The sequence below is a fragment of the Vibrio marisflavi CECT 7928 genome, assembly GCF_921294215.1.
GTDB classification, from domain to species: Bacteria; Pseudomonadota; Gammaproteobacteria; order Enterobacterales; family Vibrionaceae; genus Vibrio; species Vibrio marisflavi.
The window spans coordinates 2,142,355-2,163,272 of the sequence record NZ_CAKLDM010000002.1; the positions used below are offsets into that span (position 1 = coordinate 2,142,355).

18 protein-coding genes are annotated in these 20,918 nt (G+C 42.8%); 3 read left to right on the forward strand and 15 right to left on the reverse strand.

Annotated elements, in window-relative coordinates:
• The first annotated feature begins 270 nt into the window (after positions 1-270).
• Positions 271-1,419 carry a Na/Pi symporter gene (locus L7A31_RS16605; RefSeq protein ID WP_237362864.1) on the forward strand — a complete coding sequence of 383 codons (1,149 nt, stop codon included), beginning with the start codon at positions 271-273 and terminating at the stop codon, positions 1,417-1,419.
• Between the two features lie 81 nt (positions 1,420-1,500).
• Here L7A31_RS16605 and L7A31_RS16610 read toward each other — a convergent pair whose 3' ends face one another.
• From L7A31_RS16610 to rppH, 5 genes are read right to left on the reverse strand one after another with little or no spacing between them, the layout of a single operon-like run.
• Positions 1,501-2,352 carry a thymidylate synthase gene (locus L7A31_RS16610; protein WP_237362865.1) on the reverse strand — a complete coding sequence of 284 codons (852 nt, stop codon included), beginning with the start codon at positions 2,350-2,352 and terminating at the stop codon, positions 1,501-1,503.
• Positions 2,353-2,364: 12 nt separating this feature from the next.
• Entirely contained in the window at positions 2,365-3,198 is an 834-nt protein-coding gene (lgt, locus tag L7A31_RS16615) for a prolipoprotein diacylglyceryl transferase (RefSeq protein WP_237362866.1), read from the reverse strand.
• A gap of 42 nt (positions 3,199-3,240) precedes the next feature.
• Positions 3,241-4,032 (reverse strand): sulfite exporter TauE/SafE family protein, encoded by a 792-nt coding sequence (locus L7A31_RS16620; protein WP_237362867.1) that lies wholly within the window; start codon positions 4,030-4,032, stop codon positions 3,241-3,243.
• An 8-nt stretch (positions 4,033-4,040) separates the two neighbouring features.
• Positions 4,041-6,287 (reverse strand): phosphoenolpyruvate--protein phosphotransferase, encoded by a 2,247-nt coding sequence (ptsP, locus tag L7A31_RS16625; RefSeq protein ID WP_237362868.1) that lies wholly within the window; start codon positions 6,285-6,287, stop codon positions 4,041-4,043.
• Between the two features lie 2 nt (positions 6,288-6,289).
• Positions 6,290-6,808, reverse strand: coding sequence for an RNA pyrophosphohydrolase (gene rppH / locus L7A31_RS16630; protein WP_237362869.1), 519 nt, complete (start codon positions 6,806-6,808; stop codon positions 6,290-6,292).
• Positions 6,809-7,433: 625 nt separating this feature from the next.
• On the opposite strand from rppH, the gene mutH reads away from it, so the two are divergent.
• On the forward strand, positions 7,434-8,099 hold the full coding sequence (gene mutH / locus L7A31_RS16635; RefSeq protein WP_237363591.1) for a DNA mismatch repair endonuclease MutH: 666 nt from the start codon (positions 7,434-7,436) through the stop codon (positions 8,097-8,099).
• 17 nt (positions 8,100-8,116) lie between these two features.
• Here the strand turns inward: mutH and L7A31_RS16640 are convergent, their stop codons facing one another.
• The gene (locus L7A31_RS16640) at positions 8,117-8,419 is read right to left on the reverse strand and encodes a DUF6482 family protein (RefSeq protein WP_237362870.1); all 303 of its coding nucleotides are present in this window, start codon (positions 8,417-8,419) and stop codon (positions 8,117-8,119) included.
• Between the two features lie 176 nt (positions 8,420-8,595).
• On the opposite strand from L7A31_RS16640, the gene L7A31_RS16645 reads away from it, so the two are divergent.
• Complete coding sequence (locus tag L7A31_RS16645) at positions 8,596-9,630, forward strand: NADP(H)-dependent aldo-keto reductase (RefSeq protein ID WP_237362871.1); 1,035 nt, start codon at positions 8,596-8,598, stop codon at positions 9,628-9,630.
• Positions 9,631-9,694: 64 nt separating this feature from the next.
• Here L7A31_RS16645 and L7A31_RS16650 read toward each other — a convergent pair whose 3' ends face one another.
• The 9 genes from L7A31_RS16650 to queA all read right to left on the reverse strand — a co-directional run bounded on the left by L7A31_RS16650 (position 9,695) and on the right by queA (position 20,542).
• Positions 9,695-9,946, reverse strand: a complete 252-nt coding sequence (locus tag L7A31_RS16650; RefSeq protein ID WP_237362872.1) for a DUF1127 domain-containing protein — start codon at positions 9,944-9,946, stop codon at positions 9,695-9,697.
• 476 nt (positions 9,947-10,422) lie between these two features.
• Complete coding sequence (locus L7A31_RS16655; protein WP_237362873.1) at positions 10,423-11,757, reverse strand: sigma-54-dependent transcriptional regulator; 1,335 nt, start codon at positions 11,755-11,757, stop codon at positions 10,423-10,425.
• Between the two features lie 364 nt (positions 11,758-12,121).
• Positions 12,122-13,639: a lysine--tRNA ligase gene (lysS, locus tag L7A31_RS16660; protein WP_237362874.1), complete on the reverse strand. Its 1,518-nt coding sequence runs from the start codon at positions 13,637-13,639 to the stop codon at positions 12,122-12,124.
• A 35-nt stretch (positions 13,640-13,674) separates the two neighbouring features.
• Positions 13,675-14,773, reverse strand: a protein-coding gene (prfB, locus tag L7A31_RS16665; RefSeq protein ID WP_237362875.1) for a peptide chain release factor 2 whose coding sequence is annotated in 2 segments (ribosomal slippage) — positions 13,675-14,697 and positions 14,699-14,773 — 1,098 coding nt in all. Because the reading frame shifts where the segments join, the coding sequence is not laid out codon by codon here.
• A gap of 170 nt (positions 14,774-14,943) precedes the next feature.
• Positions 14,944-15,891, reverse strand: a complete 948-nt coding sequence (gene secF / locus L7A31_RS16670; protein WP_237362876.1) for a protein translocase subunit SecF — start codon at positions 15,889-15,891, stop codon at positions 14,944-14,946.
• 14 nt (positions 15,892-15,905) lie between these two features.
• Positions 15,906-17,762, reverse strand: coding sequence for a protein translocase subunit SecD (gene secD / locus L7A31_RS16675; protein ID WP_290368760.1), 1,857 nt, complete (start codon positions 17,760-17,762; stop codon positions 15,906-15,908).
• Positions 17,763-17,836: 74 nt separating this feature from the next.
• A complete protein-coding gene (yajC, locus tag L7A31_RS16680) occupies positions 17,837-18,139 on the reverse strand; it encodes a preprotein translocase subunit YajC (protein WP_237362878.1) in 303 nt (100 codons plus the stop codon).
• A gap of 128 nt (positions 18,140-18,267) precedes the next feature.
• Positions 18,268-19,398 (reverse strand): tRNA guanosine(34) transglycosylase Tgt, encoded by a 1,131-nt coding sequence (gene tgt / locus L7A31_RS16685; RefSeq protein WP_237362879.1) that lies wholly within the window; start codon positions 19,396-19,398, stop codon positions 18,268-18,270.
• A gap of 88 nt (positions 19,399-19,486) precedes the next feature.
• Positions 19,487-20,542, reverse strand: a complete 1,056-nt coding sequence (gene queA, locus L7A31_RS16690) for a tRNA preQ1(34) S-adenosylmethionine ribosyltransferase-isomerase QueA (RefSeq protein WP_237362880.1) — start codon at positions 20,540-20,542, stop codon at positions 19,487-19,489.
• Positions 20,543-20,918 lie beyond the last annotated feature (376 nt).

A 20,918-nucleotide genomic window follows, 5' to 3' on the forward strand; every position in this document is an offset into this window, starting at 1 on the left:
TAACCATAACACAATACCCTTTTGTTCATAAATTGTTACATTTAACCTTCTGTCCACTAAGTATCGAACTCAATATTACGACATGTAAATAATCTTATTTATCAATGAAATAAAACCATAAATTAGAACCACTGTCGATACCCATAACCACAGTAATGATTTGAGAGGTTTATACATATTACTGTCATATTACCGTCATATAAGCGAAATAATATCGCCATCGAATTGCAACAACGATTCGACAGTTCGAATCGCTCAATGGAGATGATCATGCTTAATCCAGCTCGCCCAGCAACGGTATCGACAACGAATACCACTCACTTTTTGCGTTGGGCAAACTTATTTTTTATGTTGTACCTGTTATTGCTTGCTGTCTCAATGGTCGGCAGTGGTTTCAAGTGGGCAACAGGCGATCAAGCAAAAGTTCTATTTGAGTTCGCGTCACATCCTATTGCTGGTCTAATGATCGGTTTAGTCGCGACAAGCCTTATCCAATCTTCCAGCACAGTCACATCGATCATTGTTGGTCTAGTAGCGGGTGGGCTTCCTGTTCAGGTAGCCATACCTATGATTATGGGTGCGAATATTGGTACAACCATTACTAACACCTTAGTCAGCTTAGGGCACATCCGCAGTAAAGAAGAGTTTAAACGTGCATTTGCAAGTGCGACTATTCATGATTTCTTTAATGTTCTTGCCGTGTTTATCTTCCTGCCACTAGAAATGATGTTTGGCATACTAGAGAAAATATCTCACTGGCTTGTATCTCTATTTATGACAACTGGTGATATGAGCATTAAGAGCCTGAATTTCATCAAACCTATTACAAGCCCAGTTGTAAACTCAACCAAAGCAACTCTATCGAGCTTAGGAGATACTGCTGGTGGTATTCTTCTTATTGCCTTGGGTATTGCGATTGTATTCATTTCTATTACCGTGATGGGTAAGCTAATGAAGAGCCTAATGGTTGGCAAAGCAAGAAATATTCTAAAGAGCGCGATTGGTCGTGGGCCAATTCACGGAATTGCTTCTGGCTCTCTAGTAACAATCCTGGTTCAGTCGTCATCAACTACAACCAGCTTGATGGTTCCACTCGTAGGATCTGGCGTGTTAAAGGTTAAAGAAATTTACCCATTTACTTTGGGCGCTAACATCGGCACTTGTATCACCGCACTGCTTGCTGCTACCGCGGTTTCAGGAGAGTTTGCCGTATTTGCACTGCAAGTAGCGCTTGTTCACTTGGCTTTTAACGTACTTTCGACAATTCTGATTTATGGCGTACCATTCTTGCGAAACCTTCCCCTTAAGGGCGCTGAACTCATGTCCGAGCTGGCGATTCGCAATAAAGGCTATGTAGCTGCATATTTGATGACACTATTTGTTATTCTTCCTGGTTCAATATTGGCTGTGTCAGCGTAACATTTTCAATAACTTACACGCATTAAAAAGGCAGCCTTGACGCTGCCTTTTTGCTATCCAATTGTAGTGCTTCCAATAGCATTAAACTGAAAAAGGATACTGTATTGCTTCGTGACACTCATACCCCTCAACTGAAAAATCGTCGAGCGTTACCCATGTTTCTAAATCTTCTAATGACTTAATCTCTGGGTTAATCTTGAAGCTTGCTGACGGTAGCGGCTCTCTCTTCAGCTGAACATCTCTCATAAGTGCTAGTTGGTCTTCATAGATGTGAGCATTCACTATTTTATGATAAGCAACACCGGGTTTATGTCCTGTAATCTGCGCCATAATAGCTAGAAAAACATAGACTTGAACCATATTAAAGTTCAGCCCAAGAGGAACGTCACAAGAGCGTTGCGTGCTGTTTAAGTACAACGTATCGCCCAGCAAAGAAAAATGGTGGCTGTACATACATGGACGTAAGCACCCCATATGAAACTCGCCAGGATTGTAGAAATTAAGAATTTCGCCACGATCGTCAACACCATTCTTCAAGTCATCAACGATTTTCTTCAGCTGGTCGATATGGCCACCATCTGGCTTAGCCCATGCTCGACCTTGAACACCATAAACTCTACCCATATCGTCTTCGCCTTTACGATATGAATTGTTCAACCAAGCGTCATTCAAGTTCGCATTGGCATCCCAAGTTTTCGTGCCTAATTTTCTGAAATCAGCGGCGTTGTCATAGCCGCGAATATAACCCAGCAACTCTGCCACGGCGGCTTTCCAAAAGCTTTTTCTAGTGGTGACAAGTGGAAACTGGCCATTCGCAACATCGTAGGTGAGATCGGCATTAACCACCGTTAAGCAACGTTTACCCGTACGCTTGTTCTCCACCCACTCACCGTTTTCAACAATACGTTTGCATAAGTCTAAATACTGACGCACAGCTTCGTCTCCTTACTTTGCAGCCACTTTTTTATTGTCTTTTACTTTATCTTTGTACAAACCTCTCTTGTAAGCCCATACAAACATAATCGCACCAACCACAATCATTGGAGCAGATAGAATCTGTCCCATAGTGAAGTAGTGATCGTAAAATCCTAGTTGCGGATCTGGCTGACGGAAAAACTCAACAAAGAACCTAAAGCATCCGTAACAGAATAAGAATAGAGCTGAAACCGCACCAATTGGTCTAGGCTTCTTAATAAATACGTTGAGGATAATCAGCAGTAATACACCTTCAAGTAAGAATTCGTATAGCTGAGAAGGGTGACGAGGCAACGGGCCTGCTTGAGGGAATATCATCGCCCATGGCACATCTGTTACTCTGCCCCAAAGCTCACCATTAATGAAGTTCCCTAATCTGCCCATGCCTAGACCAAAAGGTACTAGAGGTGCAATGAAGTCTGCGACGCTGAAAAAGCTGCGTCCATTTTTTCGTCCATACCAAAACATTGCGGTGATCACACCAAGTAATCCGCCATGGAATGACATCCCACCATCCCACACTTTAAATAGATAGAGTGGATTTTGCAGGAACAAATCAAAGTTATAAAACAGGACATATCCGATTCGCCCGCCAATCACGACACCAAGAAAACCAGCAAATAGTAGGTCGGATACTTGATCTCTTGTCCAGCCGCTGCCTGCTTTATCTGCACGCTTATTCGCAAGCCACATTGCAAACGCGAATCCAATTAAGTACATAACGCCGTACCAGCGAATTGAGATAGGCCCAAGTGAGACTATCACTGGATCAATGTGTGGAAACACCATATATCCGTTAGACATAACTTTACTCTTGTTTATTTCGGTAATTATAGTGAGATGAATTTACAGCAACATAGTTCCTGCCACAATCATCAAAAAGATGGCAAATATTTTTTTTAGAGTTTTCGTAGGTAATCCGACAGCCAGCCGAACACCAATTTTAGTGGTAAATACAGAAGTAATTGTAATGCTCAGTAGAGCAGGTAAATATACGTAACCAAAACTCCATTTAGGTAAACCCGTTGCATGATAGCCGTGTAAGGTAAAGCTCAACATACCAGAAACTGCGATGGCAAACGCGCACACAGAAGAAGTACCCACAGCTTTTCTCATCTCGATGCCATGGCGATTTAGAAAAGGGACAGTAAGAGAACCGCCTCCAACTCCAGCTAAACTTGCAATTGTACCAATGCCAACACCACTAAATGCTGTCTTCAAGGCTGATGGTAATGGTCTCGTTGCTTGGGAGTTAACCGAACGAAACATCTGAATCGCCATTCCTAGTACGATAATACCAAACACTTTAGGTAGATATTCTGTTGGAATCCAAGTGGCTAATGAGACCCCAAATATGCCTCCAACAACCACACCGGGTACCAGTGTTCTAGCTGCATAAAAGTCGATATTTTTTAGACGAAGATTATTAAAAACCGAGGAGCTTGTGGTCACTATGATACAAGCCAGAGATGTTGCCAAAGCGATGCGCATACCTACATCAGTCGATACGCCAATATAAGGAAGCAAGAAGTGTAAAGCCGGAACAACTACTAATCCGCCACCGATGCCGAGTAATCCTGCTAGAACTCCGACAATTAAGCCTAGCATTAGCAGTACTACAATTAACTCACCATTCAATGTATAACCTATTTTTTGCCCGCTCGGATAAATCCAGCGATGCCTTTATACTCAAAGAAACGTTGCATCATAGTATATATGTTTTGCCCATAAGGTTGTATTAAAGCTTTTGAGGCAAGGCGCTTTAACTCCCTACTGTTTGATTTTCTAAGAATATATTTTACTTTAGCAACATTCGAGGTGTTCATACTGAGTGAGGTATACCCCAAGCCCACCATCAATACCGCACCAATAGGATCGCCCGCCAACTCACCGCAAATGCACACTGGCAAATCCAATTGCTCGCAAGTTTCTTTAATCTCTTTTAACGCCATAATCACAGCGGGATGAGTTGTTTCATAAACATCCGCGACTCTAGCGTTATTTCTATCTACGGCTAACAAGTATTGCGTCAAATCGTTAGTACCTACAGAAACAAAATCAATTTTGTTTACTACCAGTGGCAACAAATAAATCATTGCAGGCACTTCGACCAAAATACCAATTTCAGGCCGCTTAACTCTAGCGTCTATGGACTGTACTTCTTGATAGGCTTGATCAATCAGCTCCAACGCAGCATCCAATTCTCGAACTCCAGAGACCATAGGCAGCAAAATACTTAGATTCTGATGACGGCAACTGGCCTTCAACATTGCTCGAATCTGCATAAGAAATATATCAGGATGATCGAGTGTGAAACGAATTCCTCGCCAGCCGAGAAACGGATTATCTTCATCAATTGGCAGATAAGGTAAAGGCTTATCACCACCAATATCCAAAGTACGCATGACTACGCGCTTATTAGCGTAAGCAGTCAGTACTCTTTGATAATGTTGAGTCTGCTCTTCTTCTGAAGGGAAACGGTGTTGAAGTAAGAAAGAAAACTCGGTTCTGTATAGGCCAACGCCATCGACCCCCTGATTAATGGCAATATTGGTGTCAGCACTCAAACCTGCATTGAGCAAAATATCAACTTGAAGACCATCTTGCGTCATAGCTGGTTTTCGGGCTTCTTTGCTAACTTCTTCGCTCAGCTCTTGCTCTTCTTTGATTAACTGCTGGTATTCGTCTAACAGGTGCTGACTTGGCGAGATAAAAATCTCACCACTATAGCCATCTACAATGCCCACTTGACCAATCGTGTCGCTGGCATTGATATTTGCTCCCATAACCGCAGGAATCCCCAGAGCGCGAGACAGAATAGCCGCATGTGAGTTTGCTGCCCCTTCCATCGACACTACGGCCAACAATTTATCTTTATCAATAGATGCTAAAAGAGTCGCAGTGAGCTCACGAACAACCAAAATAATTGGCTTATCTAATTGATATGCCTCGTTTTCTGTATTGTGCAGAAAATACAGTAACCTTTGGCCAAGCTCGCGAATATCTTGCGCCCTTTCAGACATGTAAGCATCTGACATATTTGCAAATCGTTCAGAGTAGCTTTCTACTACTTGGCGCAATGCCCAATCAGCTCTATCCCCTTTTTGAATCTGTTGCTTAAGATCTTTACGCAGCATGGGATCGTTAAGAAGGTGAGTAAAAAGGTCAAAAATGGCTAACGCTTCTTTGTTGATCTCATTGTCGAGCTTTTTACGCATCCGGCGAAAATCGTTCATCGCTGCATCAATAGCGAGGGCTAGCAGTTCTTGCTCTCGAGATCGATTCAAGGTTGATGCAGGAGTCACCTCAGAAAGCTCGGGTTGACTTTTGTCCCACCAAAACTCTCCGATAGCAATACCAGAAGATGCCCCGATCCCATTCAATTTTAAATGGTTACTAGTTAGCAACCATTGTCCCTGAGTTTGGGAATGCGCAATAATGACAGCTAGCTGTGCTGCAAGCGTTACTAAGAATGACTCTTCGATTTCATCAAAAGAACGAGAAGATTTTTGCTGGACAACAAGCACACCAAGCACTTGTTTACGATAAATGATGGGTGTCCCCAAGAAGCTTTGATAAATTTCTTCTCCAAGCCCTGAAAAATATTTAAAACTAGGATGCTTGGAAGCTTCAGCAACATTAAGAGGCTCAGCTGAGCGTTTAACTAACCCAACTAAACCTTCTTCAAAACGGATATGGATTCTGTCGCCTTTAAACTTAAGCCCTTGTGTAGCCATAAGCTCAAGACGACCTTTTTCTTCATTGGCAAGGTAAACAGTACAACACTCTGTACGCATTGCACGACAGGTTTGTTTAACTAAGACAGCTAATGCTTGATGAACATCCTCAATTCTCGAAACTTGTTCAACTATTTCTCTTAGTTGAGACAGCATGCCTACCCTCTTCGTTTTTTCCGCTTACCCTTCTTTTTTCTTTCTTTGAACGGCATGGCTAAAGAAGCAAACTCCTTCATCGCACGACGATATACATCACGCTTAAACGAAACTACTTGCCTAACTGGGTACCAATAACTTACCCATCTCCACCCATCAAATTCTGGTGAGTGACCTCGCTGCATATCGATTGCCGATTCATCACTATCAAGCCTCAACAGAAACCACTTCTGTTTTTGCCCGATACAGACAGGTTTTGAGTCCCACCGAACTAAGCGCTTAGGTAGTTTGTACCTAAGCCAGTGGCGACTTGTGGCTACGATTTTGACATCTTTTTTCGTGAGCCCAACTTCCTCATATAACTCTCTATACATGGCTTGTTCAGGGGTTTCTCCATCATCAATCCCCCCCTGAGGAAATTGCCAAGAATGTTGTCCGTATCGTTTTGCCCAGAAGACTTGACCATGGCTGTTGCAGATTACTATTCCGACATTTAAGCGGTAGCCTTCGCCATCTATCACTGGCCAACCTCAATTAAATTCATTTATTACAGTGATTTTTCCATATATCCCAAGCATGAGCAAATTTACAATTGTGTTTGTCGCACACTTTAAGACTTTACCATCGAATATTGGATAACTTTTACCCAACAACTAGGTTATCAACAAAAAATATTACCTAGATCAGTTTTATTCACCTTTTCTGTGAATAACTATGTGAAGAATCAAATAATAAATGATCATTTTCTTTCCTTGAGCATAGCAAGGATTATCAGAAAACCAAGTATAGCCAAAAAAAGTTATATAATACATGACATTAAAAATTAGCAAGCTCTCAACATTACTGTAAACCTACTCAAGAAATGAACACACCTTAAAGTGGTTAAAGATCCATCATGTGAGACTTTATCCACAAAAATCGTATTGATTACCTCTTCACTCGCACTTTATTTTTGTTCATAAAGTGACAGCCAATACTGTTTATCTATACATATTGAAAACTTTCTTATTGATTTGACAAATTCCTGTGGATAACTAGAAAGTGAAGATCTTTTGTTCAAACTTAAAGGTTCATGTATTGATTGCTTGCGACCTTTCTTCGCTGCTTCAATTTGATAGAATGGCTGTTTTGACTAGTAACATACCGATGAAACCTGAACCTCAATCAGAACAAGAGCTATTAGAGAGGGCAATGTCCATTGCTGGCCTAAGCTTTCTTGAGCTCGCAGAAGAAGCTGGCAAGCCTGTTCCTGATTCACTTAGAAAAGACAAAGGTTGGGTCGGCCAGTTACTAGAGTGGCACCTCGGGGCTCCGTCTGGTAGCAAACCACAGCCCGATTTTGACAAGCTCGGTATCGAGCTAAAAAGTATCCCTATCAGCTATTCAGGTACCCCACTTGAATCAACATTTGTCTGTGTCGCTTCTTTAGTCGGTATACACGGTGCCAGATGGGAAACCAGCCACGTTAAACAGAAACTGTCTCGTGTTTTATGGGTTCCTGTGGAAGGTGAAAGAGAAATTCCTCTGCCTGAAAGAAGAGTCGGTACACCTTTAATTTGGTCTCCTTCTAAGCAAGAGGAAGACGCGCTAAGACAAGATTGGGAAGAGCTGATAGAAATGATTGCTCTGGGACAAGTGAATAAGATTTCAGCGAAAATGGGGGAAGTGTTACAAATTCGGCCTAAGGCAGCCAACAGCCGCGCGCTAACAGAAGCCTATGGCGCATCTGGGCAAGTAATAAAAACGCTACCTCGCGGGTTCTATCTGCGCACAAAATTCACCGCCAATATTCTAGCCCGCTATTTCTCATAGCTTTTGTAAATCAAAGCTTATAAAGAAAGCTCAACGTCACAATATCGTTGGCCGTCACTCGAGCCACACTCATCGTAAGCGTTGTGCAACCGCAAATACGCCCGATCAACACCAAGTCGCATCAGCTCTTCTTTAACACGATCAATAGATTCATAATGCACTGGCTCATCATCAATTTTGATAGGCTCAAGTTGATGCTTATATTCCACTGCCAATAGATACTGAGAAAGGCCTGAGCAGCCAATAACATACACCTTAGGTGTTTGATGGTTGGTGGTAACAGCACCTTGGAACCATTTATTTAATTGTTCTCTATTCATTTTTTAGCTCCCCCAATTAAGAGTCTAGTTAATTTATCGACAATTACTAACTCAACTTAAGGTGTATTTTCAGCGCAACTTAATAATAAGTAATGAAATCCTCGTCCTCTTCTAGGGCTTGTTGCCTCTGGCTATTTCCCATATATTGGAATGACAAAAGCAATAAGGAAATGCATATGGAATATATAAAGCTCCCGAATTCGACGCTTGAAGTCAGTAAGCTATGCCTTGGGACCATGACCTTTGGCGAGCAGAATAGTGAAGCGGAAGCCTTCAGCCAACTCGACTTTGCTCTGGAACGTGGCATCAACTTTATTGATACAGCAGAAATGTATCCAGTTCCACCTATTGCAAAAACTCAAGGACTTACTGAAACCTATATTGGCAACTGGTTACAGCAATCAGGAAAGCGCGAGAAAGTCGTGTTAGCTACGAAAGTTTCGGGGCCGAGAAACTGCCCTCACATCAGAGAGAACTTCTCTTTAGATAGACGAAACATACACTTGGCGATTGACGACAGTCTTAAGCGTCTCAAAACTGACTATGTCGATCTCTACCAGATACACTGGCCACAAAGACAAACAAACTGCTTCGGCAAACTCAATTACCCCTACCCGGACAAACAGGAAGAAGTAACATTAATCGAGACTCTAGAAGCACTAAGTGAATTGGTAAAAGTGGGAAAAGTTCGCTATATCGGCTTATCCAATGAAACACCTTGGGGGTTAATGAGCTTTTTACGACTTGCAGAAAAGCATGAACTACCAAAAGTCATATCTATCCAGAACCCTTACAGCCTACTCAATCGCAGCTTCGAGATTGGTTTATCAGAAATTAGTCATTATGAAGGAGTGAAGTTACTCGCCTATTCTCCGTTGGCGTTCGGCTGCTTATCTGGGAAATACCTAAACGGGGCAAAACCAGAAGGCGCACGATGCACCTTATTTGAACGCTTTTCACGCTACTTCACTCCACAAGGTATCAAAGCTACAGAGGCCTATATCGATATTGCTCGCAAATACAATTTAGACCCTGCGCAAATGGCGCTGGCTTTTGTCTATCAACAGCCTTTTGTCGGTTCAACCATTATTGGGGCAACTGACTTGGTGCAACTGGAAGCAAATATTGAAAGTTTAAATGTCCAGCTGAATGACGATATTTTTCATGATATTCAGGAAATTGGGGTTAGGTTCCCAAACCCATGTCCATAAAGTTTATTACCTAAATAAACTCGCGTGATTCGGGGCTAGCGAAATAATTCGCTAGCCCCTTTAGCTATGTAATAGGTCTAGCTTCCACTGATTGGCGAAGCAAATTCACAGTACGTTTTGCTTTAGCTTGGATTGGCATGCTTATAGTGTTCGCTCTGCCTTCTTTATCTAAACCAATATCTTTTAGAAGATGTTGGTTTTGATAAGGGATAAAGTATGCTTCACGACGGATTGCTTTTTTATATTCACGCTCTTCGCGACGTAAATCTGCTTTAACAAGTAAAACGGCTAATTTTAGGTAGATAGAGTGGCGCATAATAATTCTCCAGTTTGCAAAGTGACTGGGGAAATAGCGGCAAAAAGTAGATAACTACAATGGTACGCTCTTAATTTGCTGCTATGTCCCGCAGCCCAATTAAGAGGTTGCGGATTAATTACTGACCGGTGTGGGTGAACTTGGGCATCATTGCAGATGCTGTAAACCTGTTCGCTAACGCGACAATACGATCATTAGAAGCACATTGGTTGTGTTTGAAATCATTCATAATGTGCCTCCTGTATTTAGCAATTAATCCAACTTGGAAGTGTGTGGAGCGGTAATTCCGTTCACGATTAAATTGTAAGCAATTGATGTTTTTAAGCAACAAAAAATATCGCAATTGATAAAAAACAAACGATTAACCTAATTTTAACAAGTTCGTTCGGGCAGATTTGAAATAAACGGCCTTAAATATACACTTGTTCAATATTTAGTCACGAATGAATTCGTAGATTGAGTATTAAGGGCAAATTCTAAACCAACTCTTCATTGATTAAATTGTGCTTATTGAGCAGACGGTACATTGTCGCTCTCGAAATCCCTAACTCCTTCGCAGCAATGGATACCTGCCCTTCATTGAACTCTAATGCCAGCCTGAGCGCTTCTTTTTCACTGCGCTCTCGAATACCTTTCAAGCTTCGCGCACTTTCACTTGATGTCGGCAACTCAAAATCCGACACTTGCAAAACAGGGTTTTCCGACATTAACACTGCTCGTTTTACTTGATTGATTAGCTCTCGCACATTACCGGGCCAATAGTGATTACTAAGCGCATCCATCGCATCAGCAGACAAAGTCCTCGGTTGAACATTAAACTCTTTGGAAAACTCTTGCAGGAAGTGTTTCGCCAACATGATGACATCATTCGTGCGCTCTTTAAGGCTAGGTACGTTGATTCGGAGTACATTAATGTAATGGTAAAGCTCTTCGTTAAACTCGCCATCAATTAGCGCTTTCTCCATATCAGATGAATTAGCAGAAAGGATACGCACATCCACATCAATGCTGCCTTTTGCTGACTCGACACGGCCTTCTTGGAAAAACCTCAACAAATTAACTTGCTGGGATTTAGGCAAGGTCAGCACATCATTGAGTAGGATTGTCCCTCCGTGAGCACGTTCAAGCATGGAGATTTGCGTGTCATCCTCACGTTCAATACCAAATAAGTCACATTCCAAACGCCTTTCTGACATCGCGCGACAGTTAACAGAGATAAACTCTTTGTGGCTTCTCGCAGAAGTTTTATGAATAGATGAAGCCACAAGCTCTTTACCTACCCCATTCTCTCCAGAAATAAGAATACTAACATCAGTTGGGCCAATACGTTTTATCTGATCACGTAAACGCTTAATAGGCGCCGATTCTCCAATTAATCCTATATTATCTGTCGAGTGATAATGAGGCCAAACTTTCTTTTCTAGCTTCAACATACCAAGTTGATGACCAATCGTACTTAGGAGCTGTGCATCAGGAATAGGAGCCGTGAAAAAGTCGATACAGAAGTTAACGATAAACTGGCAAATAGTATCCGAACCAAGTTGTGACTCTCGAATAAATGCGAGCCACCTAACCTGTTTGTAGCTACTTACTAAGTTCGCGATACCATTGAGACTAAATTCATCATGGCTTAAATCGACAATACCGATACATGGTCCAGTTTGAGCAAACAGCTCATTTGCCTTTCTCAAGTCGGAACATTGCGTACATTTCCAGCCCACTTTTTCCAATACAGCGAGCCAGGATTCATAAGAGCCTCCAACGTGAATCAGCGCACCAGGCTTCGAATCCATACGAAACTGACTAGCCATTTAAACTCTCCTATGTTTAAACCTTTCTGGGTTAATTTCTAATTATTTGATTTGATAAGAAAAGCGGGATAATGACTCACATTGAGACCAATATCTCATAAATAAGACTAGACTCAACCTTGAGACTTTTCCACGTCTAGCGTATTAGCCCTAACCAACTTTGATCGATTTTTGTGCTCAATTTCCCGAAAAAACAACACCTCGGTCAATAAGAAACCAAATGCACAAAAATTAGAACTAGGGATTTAAATTTGCCTGTTTCACCTTCAAGCCGTAAACACACAAGCAATAAATTCAGATTTGGCGTGAGTTGGGATCAAAAAAACCACTCGCAAAGAGTGGCTTTTTACAGTCAGGTTATGAATTAACCTTGAGGACGCATTGCTGGGAACAGAATCACGTCGCGAATTGTATGAGTGTTAGTAAATAGCATCACAAGACGGTCAATACCAATACCTTGACCTGCTGTCGGAGGTAGGCCGTGCTCTAGCGCCGTGATGTAATCCGCATCATAGAACATTGCTTCATCGTCACCAGACTCTTTTGCTTCCACCTGCTCTTTAAAGCGAGCATCTTGATCTTCTGCATCGTTAAGCTCTGAGAAGCCATTTGCCACTTCACGGCCTCCGATGAAGAACTCAAAGCGATCTGTAAAGAATGGGTTGTCATCACTACGACGAGCTAGCGGAGAAATATCTGCTGGGTAGCCTGTGATGAACGTAGGCTGCATTAACTTAGGCTCTGCTGTTTCACCAAAGATCTCTTCTAGAAGCTGACCGCATGTCCAGAAAGGTTCTACTTCAACGTGAACTGATTTCGCGATAGAAACCATTAAGTCACGGTTTTGAATATCTTCTTCTGTCAATGCTTGGATTTGCGCGTGATCTGGGTTGTAGTGCTTGATAGCCTCAAACATGCTCATACGAGCGTAAGTACCACCAAACTCAACTGTCTCTTCACCGTAAGGCATAGACGTTGAACCTAGAACTTCTAGAGCGATAGAGCTTAGAAGCTCTTCAGTAATGTCCATAAGATCTTTGTAGTCTGCATACGCCATATAGAATTCCATCATCGTGAATTCTGGGTTGTGACGTGGAGAAAGACCTTCATTACGGAAGTTACGGTTGATTTCGAATACGCGGTCAAAACCACCAACAACTAGACGTTTCAGGTAAAGCTCAGGAGCGATACGCAGATACATTGGCATATCTAGTGCATTGTGATGTGTGATGAATGGACGCGCACTCGCACCTCCAGGAATAACGTGCATCATTGGCGTCTCAACTTCCATGAACTGTTTAGAGATCATGAAATTACGGATAGCAGACATCACTTTAGAACGTACGACAAACGCTTGGCGAGAATCTTCGTTAACGATTAGGTCAACGTAACGCTGACGGTAACGCATCTCTTGGTCGGTTAGACCGTGGAACTTCTCAGGAAGAGGACGAAGCGCTTTAGTTAGCAGCTCATATTCTTCCATGTTCACGTAAAGATCACCTTTACCTGATTTATGCAGCGCACCTTTAACACCGATGATGTCACCGATATCTAGGCCTTGGTATTTCTCTTTAAGTACTTTTTGTACTGCTTTGTCAGCGTAAGCTTGAATACGGCCAGAAGTTTCTTGGATTACCAAAAATGGGCCACGCTTAGCCATAATACGGCCTGCAATTGCAACCACATGGTTCAACTCTTCTAGTTCTTCTTTACTCTTTTCACCGAACTCTTTTTGCAAATCACCCGCTAGATTTTCACGGCGAAAATCATTTGGATGGCCATTTGCCTTACAGCTCTTACGAATTTCGTCTAACTTGGCACGACGCTCCGCAATGAGTTTGTTTTCTTCTTGTAAGTTTTCAGTTTGAATAGCATCTGTCATTTTTCGATGTACCCTATATTTTGTCAGTAAAAAGCTTAAAGGCCCGATTTCAGGCTGGCTTCAATAAATTTGTCTAAATCACCGTCGAGAACCGCTTGAGTATTGCGATTTTCTACGCCGGTGCGTAAATCTTTAATGCGTGCATCATCTAGTACGTAGGAGCGTATTTGGCTGCCCCAACCAATATCAGATTTCGCATCTTCGTTCGCTTGTTTTTCTGCATTTTGTTTTTGAATTTCTAACTCAAACAGTTTTGCACGTAGCTGCTTCATTGCTTGGTCTTTGTTCTTATGCTGCGAACGATCGTTTTGACATTGAACCACTGTATTGGTCGGCAAGTGAGTAATACGCACCGCAGACTCAGTCGTGTTTACGTGCTGACCACCTGCACCCGAAGCACGGTATACGTCAATACGTAAATCTGCTGGGTTAATGTCAATTTCAATGTTGTCATCAATCTCAGGATAAATAAATGCTGATGCAAATGAGGTATGTCTACGACCACTTGAGTCAAATGGAGATTTACGAACTAAGCGATGCACACCCGTTTCAGTACGCAACCAACCGTAAGCATACTCGCCAGAGATACGTACAGTTGCACCTTTCAAGCCAGCAACTTCACCTTCAGATACTTCTATCACTTCGGTTTTGAAGCCTTTTGCTTCTGCCCAACGCAAATACATACGTAGTAGCATTGAAGTCCAGTCTTGCGCTTCTGTACCACCAGAGCCTGACTGCAAGTCAATATAGCAATCTGAAGCATCGTGATCACCAGAGAACATACGACGGAACTCAAGTTTCGCTAGCTTAGCTTCAAGCTCAGCCAGTTCAGGTTCGATTTCATCGAAAGTTTCTTGATCTTCTTCTTCAACAGCAAGCTCAAGTAAACCATCAACGTCTTCAACACCTTGGTCAAGCAAATCGATAGTTTCAACAACAGCTTCTAATGATGAACGCTCTTTGCCAAGAGCTTGTGCTCGCTCTGGTTCGTTCCACACATCAGGCTGCTCTAATTCAGCATTTACCTCTTCTAGACGCTCTTTCTTGGCGTCATAGTCAAAGATACCCCCTCAGGATATTTGTGCGCTCTGACACATCCTGCAAGCGGTTTTTAATTGGATTGATTTCAAACATTTTCGTTTTGTATTTATGAGTAGAATTTAACCGAAGGATTCTACTTAAAAATGTGACGAATATACAGGGAAATTTATAGTTGAGAGGCGATAGATACTGGGTTGAGAAAAGAAAAATGCCGCCATTCAAATAAAGCTATGAATTAGCGGCATTAAAACTAAGTGCTGAGTTTAAGGCATGCTGTCGAACTCAGCGCCTTCTTTCTCAACTTGTGGTGGCATTAAGTGCTCTTTGGTAATGCCTAATCGCAATGCCAAAGCCGATGCTACATAAATGGAAGAGTAAGTACCTACAGTGATACCAAGCAGTAACGCCGTGGCAAAACCGTGAATCATTGCTCCGCCCTTCAAGAACAGTGCAATAACCACAAACAAAGTTGTACCTGATGTAATCAAAGTACGGCTCAGCGTTTGGGTAATAGAGCTGTTGATGATTTCACTTGGCTTGCCTTTGCGCACCTTGCGGAAGTTCTCGCGGATACGGTCAAATACCACAATGGTATCGTTGAGGGAGTAACCCACGACCGTTAGCAAGGCAGCAACAATGGTAAGGTCTACTTCAATTTGCAGTAATGAGAACACACCCAGCGTAATGATAACGTCGTGCGCTAAAGCTAGTACAGCTCCAGCCGCCAAACGCCATTCAAAACGAACTGAGACATACATTAAGATACAAATGAGAGAGATTAAAATCGCTAGGCCGCCAGCCTCAGCCAGCTCGCCGCCGACATTTGGACCAACGAACTCGATCCGGCGCATTTCAACCGACTCGCCAGTACCAGCCTTCACATTAGAAAGGATCTGATTTCCGAGCGTTTCACCAGCGACATCATCCCTTGGTCTTAGACGAACCATAACATCTTGCGAAGAACCAAAGTTTTGCACGATCGCATCACCAAAGCCCTCTTTTTGTAAAGATTCTCGGATCTTAGTCAAGTCCGCTGGCTGCTCGAAGCCAATTTCAATCAGTGTTCCACCTGTGAAGTCCAATCCCCAGTTAAGCCACTTCGTTGATAGAATAAATAACGAAGCACCCACCATCAGAATGGACAACATAAAGGCATATTTGGAGCGACTCATAAAGTCGATCGTTTTTTCTGCTTTTAGAATCTGAAACATAATTATTCCCAGCCTTAGATCGACAATTTAGAGACGCGTTTACCACCATAAATTAGGTTCACGATACAACGTGTACCAATGATGGCTGTAAACATGGAAGTGATAATACCGATCGACAGCGTCACCGCGAAACCTTTGATTGCCCCAGTACCGACAGCAAACAGGATAATGGCTGTAATCAGCGTCGTGATGTTGGCATCTGCGATAGTACTAAAGGCATTCGCATAACCTTGGTGAATTGCCTGTTGAGGGTTTCGCCCCTCTCGTAGCTCTTCCCGTATTCGTTCAAATATCAAAACGTTAGCGTCAACAGCCATACCGACAGTTAGAACGATACCGGCAATTCCCGGCAAGGTCATCGTTGCCCCTGGAAGCATCGACATCACACCAATGATAAGCACTAGGTTTGCAACAAGCGCGCAGTTAGCAATAAGACCAAAACCGCGATAGTAAAGCATGGTAAAGAGCATTACTGCGACCATGCCCCAGATACAAGCCGCAACACCTTTATCAATGTTTTGCTGTCCCATTGATGGACCAATGGTACGTTCTTCAACAATTGAGATAGGAGCAATCAACGCACCAGCACGAAGTAGCAATGCTAGGTTGTGAGCTTCTGCAGGGGAATCAATACCGGTAATTCTGAAGCTACGGCCAAGGGCGGACTGAATCGTCGCTTGGTTGATCACTTCTTCATGTTTAGTAAGAATAACCTTACCTTCTGGCGTGCGCTTACCACTGTCTTTGTACTCAGCGAATACTGTTGCCATTAACTTGCCAATGTTCTTCTTCGAGAACGCCGACATTTTCGCTCCACCTTCACTATCTAGCGAGATGTTAACCTGCGGGCGACCATATTCATCTGCACTTGAAGAAGCATCCGTAATGCTAGAACCGCCCAGAATCACGCGTTTTTTCAATACGACAGGGCGGCCTTCTCTATCTGGAACAATTTCACTTCCAGGAGGCGCATAACCTTTAGCTGCAGCTGTTCTATCAGCGCCCTCATCCACTGCGTGGAACTCAAGTGTTGCAGTTGCACCCAAGATTTCTTTGGCTCGCGCGGTATCTTGCACACCTGGCAGTTCAACGACGATACGATTCGCACCTTGGCGCTGAACCAATGGCTCTGCGACACCAAGCTCATTAACACGGTTACGCAAAATAGTGATATTTTGGCTAACCGCATAGTTTTGAACTTCTTTGATTCTTGCTTCAGTAAAGCGAGCTTTCAACGCAAGCTTTCCGTCACTCGTCGCTTCAGTAAACACCATATCAGGGTGCTTTTTCTCAAGTAGTGTCTTAGCTTGTGCTAGTTGCTCCTCATTACGCAGCACGACTTCCGCCATTTCTTTATCAAATGGACGAATAGAGCGATAGCGAATGTTTGCTTCCCTTAGCTCACTGCGGAAAGACTCGATTTGTTGACCGATGAGCTTTTCAAGTGCTGCGTCCATGTCCACTTCCATCAAAAAGTGAACACCACCACGCAAGTCAAGGCCAAGCTTCATTGGTGAACCACCAATATCTGCAAGCCAAGCAGGCGTTGCAGGAGCAAGGTTCAACGCGACAATTAATTGATTACCTAGGCTTCGCGAAATGGCATCTCGGGCTTTGATCTGAGTGTCAGTGTCGGAGAATCGAACAAGAACAGAACCGCTCTCGAGAGCAATGGATTTATAAGGAAGGTTATCTTTTTTTAAGATAGTGGTGATAGTGTCCAACGTTGACAAATCGACAGAAGCGCCGCGCGTTCCTGTTACTTGTATAGCTGGATCTTCACCGTAGATGTTTGGAAGGGCATACAATGCGCCAACGATGATAATCATCATTACCATCAAATACTTCCATAGGGGGTAACGGTTTAACACAGCAAGATCCTTTAGCTGTTAAGCTCAAGTGACCCTTGGTGAAGACATTAGGTCACTTGAGTAGATTGATTTTTTTACAGAGACTTAATCGTGCCTTTTGGTAGTACGGCTGTTACGAAGTCTCGCTTGATAACGACTTCATTGTTCGTGTTAAGCTCGATTGAGATGTAATCGTTGCCTTCAGCAATTTTAGTGATTTTACCAACTAAGCCACCACTTGTTAGTACTTCATCACCCTTGCTCATTGAAGCCATTAGATTCTTATGCTCTTTAGCACGCTTGGCTTGAGGACGGTAAATCATGAAGTAAAAAATTACTGCAAACATCGCTAACATAATTAGCATTTCGAAGCCGCCGCCTTGCTGAGCTGTACCCATAATAAAAATTTCCTCTTACTTTGTTTTAATTTTTAGGTGTTGATAACCTAACGTTAAAGTACCCTATTTACCGAGTTATGCCTATTGACCTAGCGCCAATAATGATAACTCGGGTACGGTAAGTGTCTCTATTTTGCCAATGGTGGCACTTCTCTGTTTCGACGCGCGTAGAACTCGCTCACAAATTCGTCGAAACGATCTTCATCGATAGCCTTACGGATACTTTCCATCAGACGCTGATAGTAACGCAAATTATGAATCGTATTTAAACGGGCTCCTAATATTTCGTTACAACGATCTAGATGATGAAGGTAAGATTTTGAGTAGTTCTTACATGTGTAGCAATCACACTCTGGATCGAGTGGCGTGGTATCCGTTTTATGCTTCGCATTACGGATCTTAATTACACCACCTGTCACGAATAAATGACCATTGCGCGCGTTACGAGTTGGCATAACACAGTCGAACATATCGATACCACGACGTACACCTTCGACCAAGTCTTCCGGCTTACCAACGCCCATTAGATAGCGAGGCTTGTCTTCTGGAAGCTGCGGACAAGTGTGCTCAAGAACACGGTGCATATCTTCTTTTGGTTCACCAACAGCCAGTCCACCGACCGCGTAACCATCAAAGCCAATATCCGTTAGACCTTTAACTGAAACATCACGTAGATCTTCGTAAACACCACCTTGAACAATGCCAAATAGTGAATTTTCGTTTTCCAGCTTGTCAAAATGATCGCGTGAACGCTGAGCCCAACGCAAAGACATTTCCATCGACTTTTTCGCTTCATCATGAGTCGCTGGGTATGGCGTACACTCATCGAAAATCATCACGACATCGGAGCCAAGATCTTTTTGAATCTCCATCGACTTTTCTGCGTCCATGAAGATCTTGTCGCCATTTACAGGGTTACGGAAGTGTACACCTTCTTCAGTAATCTTACGGATATCACCAAGACTGAATACTTGGAAACCGCCTGAGTCTGTCAGGATTGGGCCTTGCCAATTCATGAAGTCATGCAAGTCACCATGCATCTTCATCACTTCTTGGCCTGGACGTAGCCAAAGGTGGAATGTGTTACCAAGCAAAATCTCAGCACCCGTTCCTTTCACTTCTTCAGGAGTCATACCTTTTACAGTGCCGTAGGTTCCAACAGGCATGAATGCTGGTGTTTGAACCGTACCACGTTCAAAAGTTAATTGACCACGGCGAGCATTGCCGTTGGTTTTTTTAAGTTCGTATTGTAGTTTCACGAAACCTCCAATGTGCCAGAGAAACAATCTGACACTAATCTCTCTATACGCAAATAAGCTCTAGCTCATCGCGCCCTAACTAAATCTATTATTTATCGGTTTTCTTGCGAATAAACATGGCATCGCCGTAGCTAAAGAAGCGATACTTCTGCTCAACCGCATGTTTATAAGCGTCCATCACATTTTCAAAGCCAGCAAAAGCACTAACCAACATGATGAGTGTGGATTCTGGTAAATGGAAATTTGTCACTAGGCAATCGACAACCAGATATTCATAACCTGGGTAGATAAAAATTTCTGTATCACCAAAGAAAGGAACCAATTCTGTGCCATTCGATTTCGCAGATTGCGCCGCGCTTTCTAACGAGCGAACAGACGTCGTTCCCACCGCAATGACTCTGCCACCACGCTGTTTTGTTTCATGAATAGCGTTCACTACCTCTTCAGGCACTTCAACGTATTCAGCATGCATGTGATGCTCAAGTACATTGTCGACTTTTACCGGTTGAAAAGTGCCTGCACCGACATGCAAGGTAACAAACGCAAGCTCGACACCTTTTGCTTTTATCTTTTCTAGTAGCTCATCATCAAAATGCAAACCAGCTGTTGGCGCAGCTACCGCCCCCGGCTTTTCGTTGTAAACCGTTTGATAGCGCTCTTTGTCGCTGTCTTCATCAGGTCTATCTATATAAGGAGGAAGTGGCATGTGGCCGATTTCGTTTAAAATCTCAAGCACTGCTTTATCAGAAGTGAACCTCAGCTCAAATAGCGACTCATGTCTGCCAACCATTTCAGCTTGGTACTCGTCGTTCTCACCAATAAAGATAAAACTGCCTGCTTTTGGCGATTTAGAACAACGAACATGAGCAAGAATAGTGTGCTCATCCAGCATTCTTTCTACTAGCACTTCCAGTTTGCCACCAGAAGCCTTGCGACCAAACATACGCGCAGGAATAACTCGGGTATTGTTGAATACCATCAAATCGCCCGGCTGAACTTGATCGAGCAGATCTTTGAATGTGCTGTCAGTCAGCTCGCCACTATTCCCGTCTAACTGTAATAGACGGCTAGCGCTGCGTTCAGGCTGCGGATAACGAGCAATAAGCTCATCTGGAAGGTCAAAGTGAAAATCTGAAACTTGCATTTTACTGGTCTTGCGTTGTGAACAAATCTAAAGCGAACATTTTCGCAGCGGACTAGTATATGCCTAGAGCGCGCAATAGCAAGTGGAAGCTTGTAGATGTCTTGAAACCATAGAGTTTCATTGAGGGCTAGATAAACAATGCAAGTAAGCCTTATTCGTGTTCAATTAACACCGGCTAACGACGCTCCTTCTAACAGAAGTTTAAATTTTGAGCTGCAATTTCAAAAATATATTTACCACTAAATATCTCGTTATCAATAACAGTTATTAACATATCCAACAGTTAATGGTTCGTCCCAATACCCATTTTAAAACATTTTACTAATTATGTTTCCCAACACTAAGAATCATATAAGACAAATCAATATCATCCTTA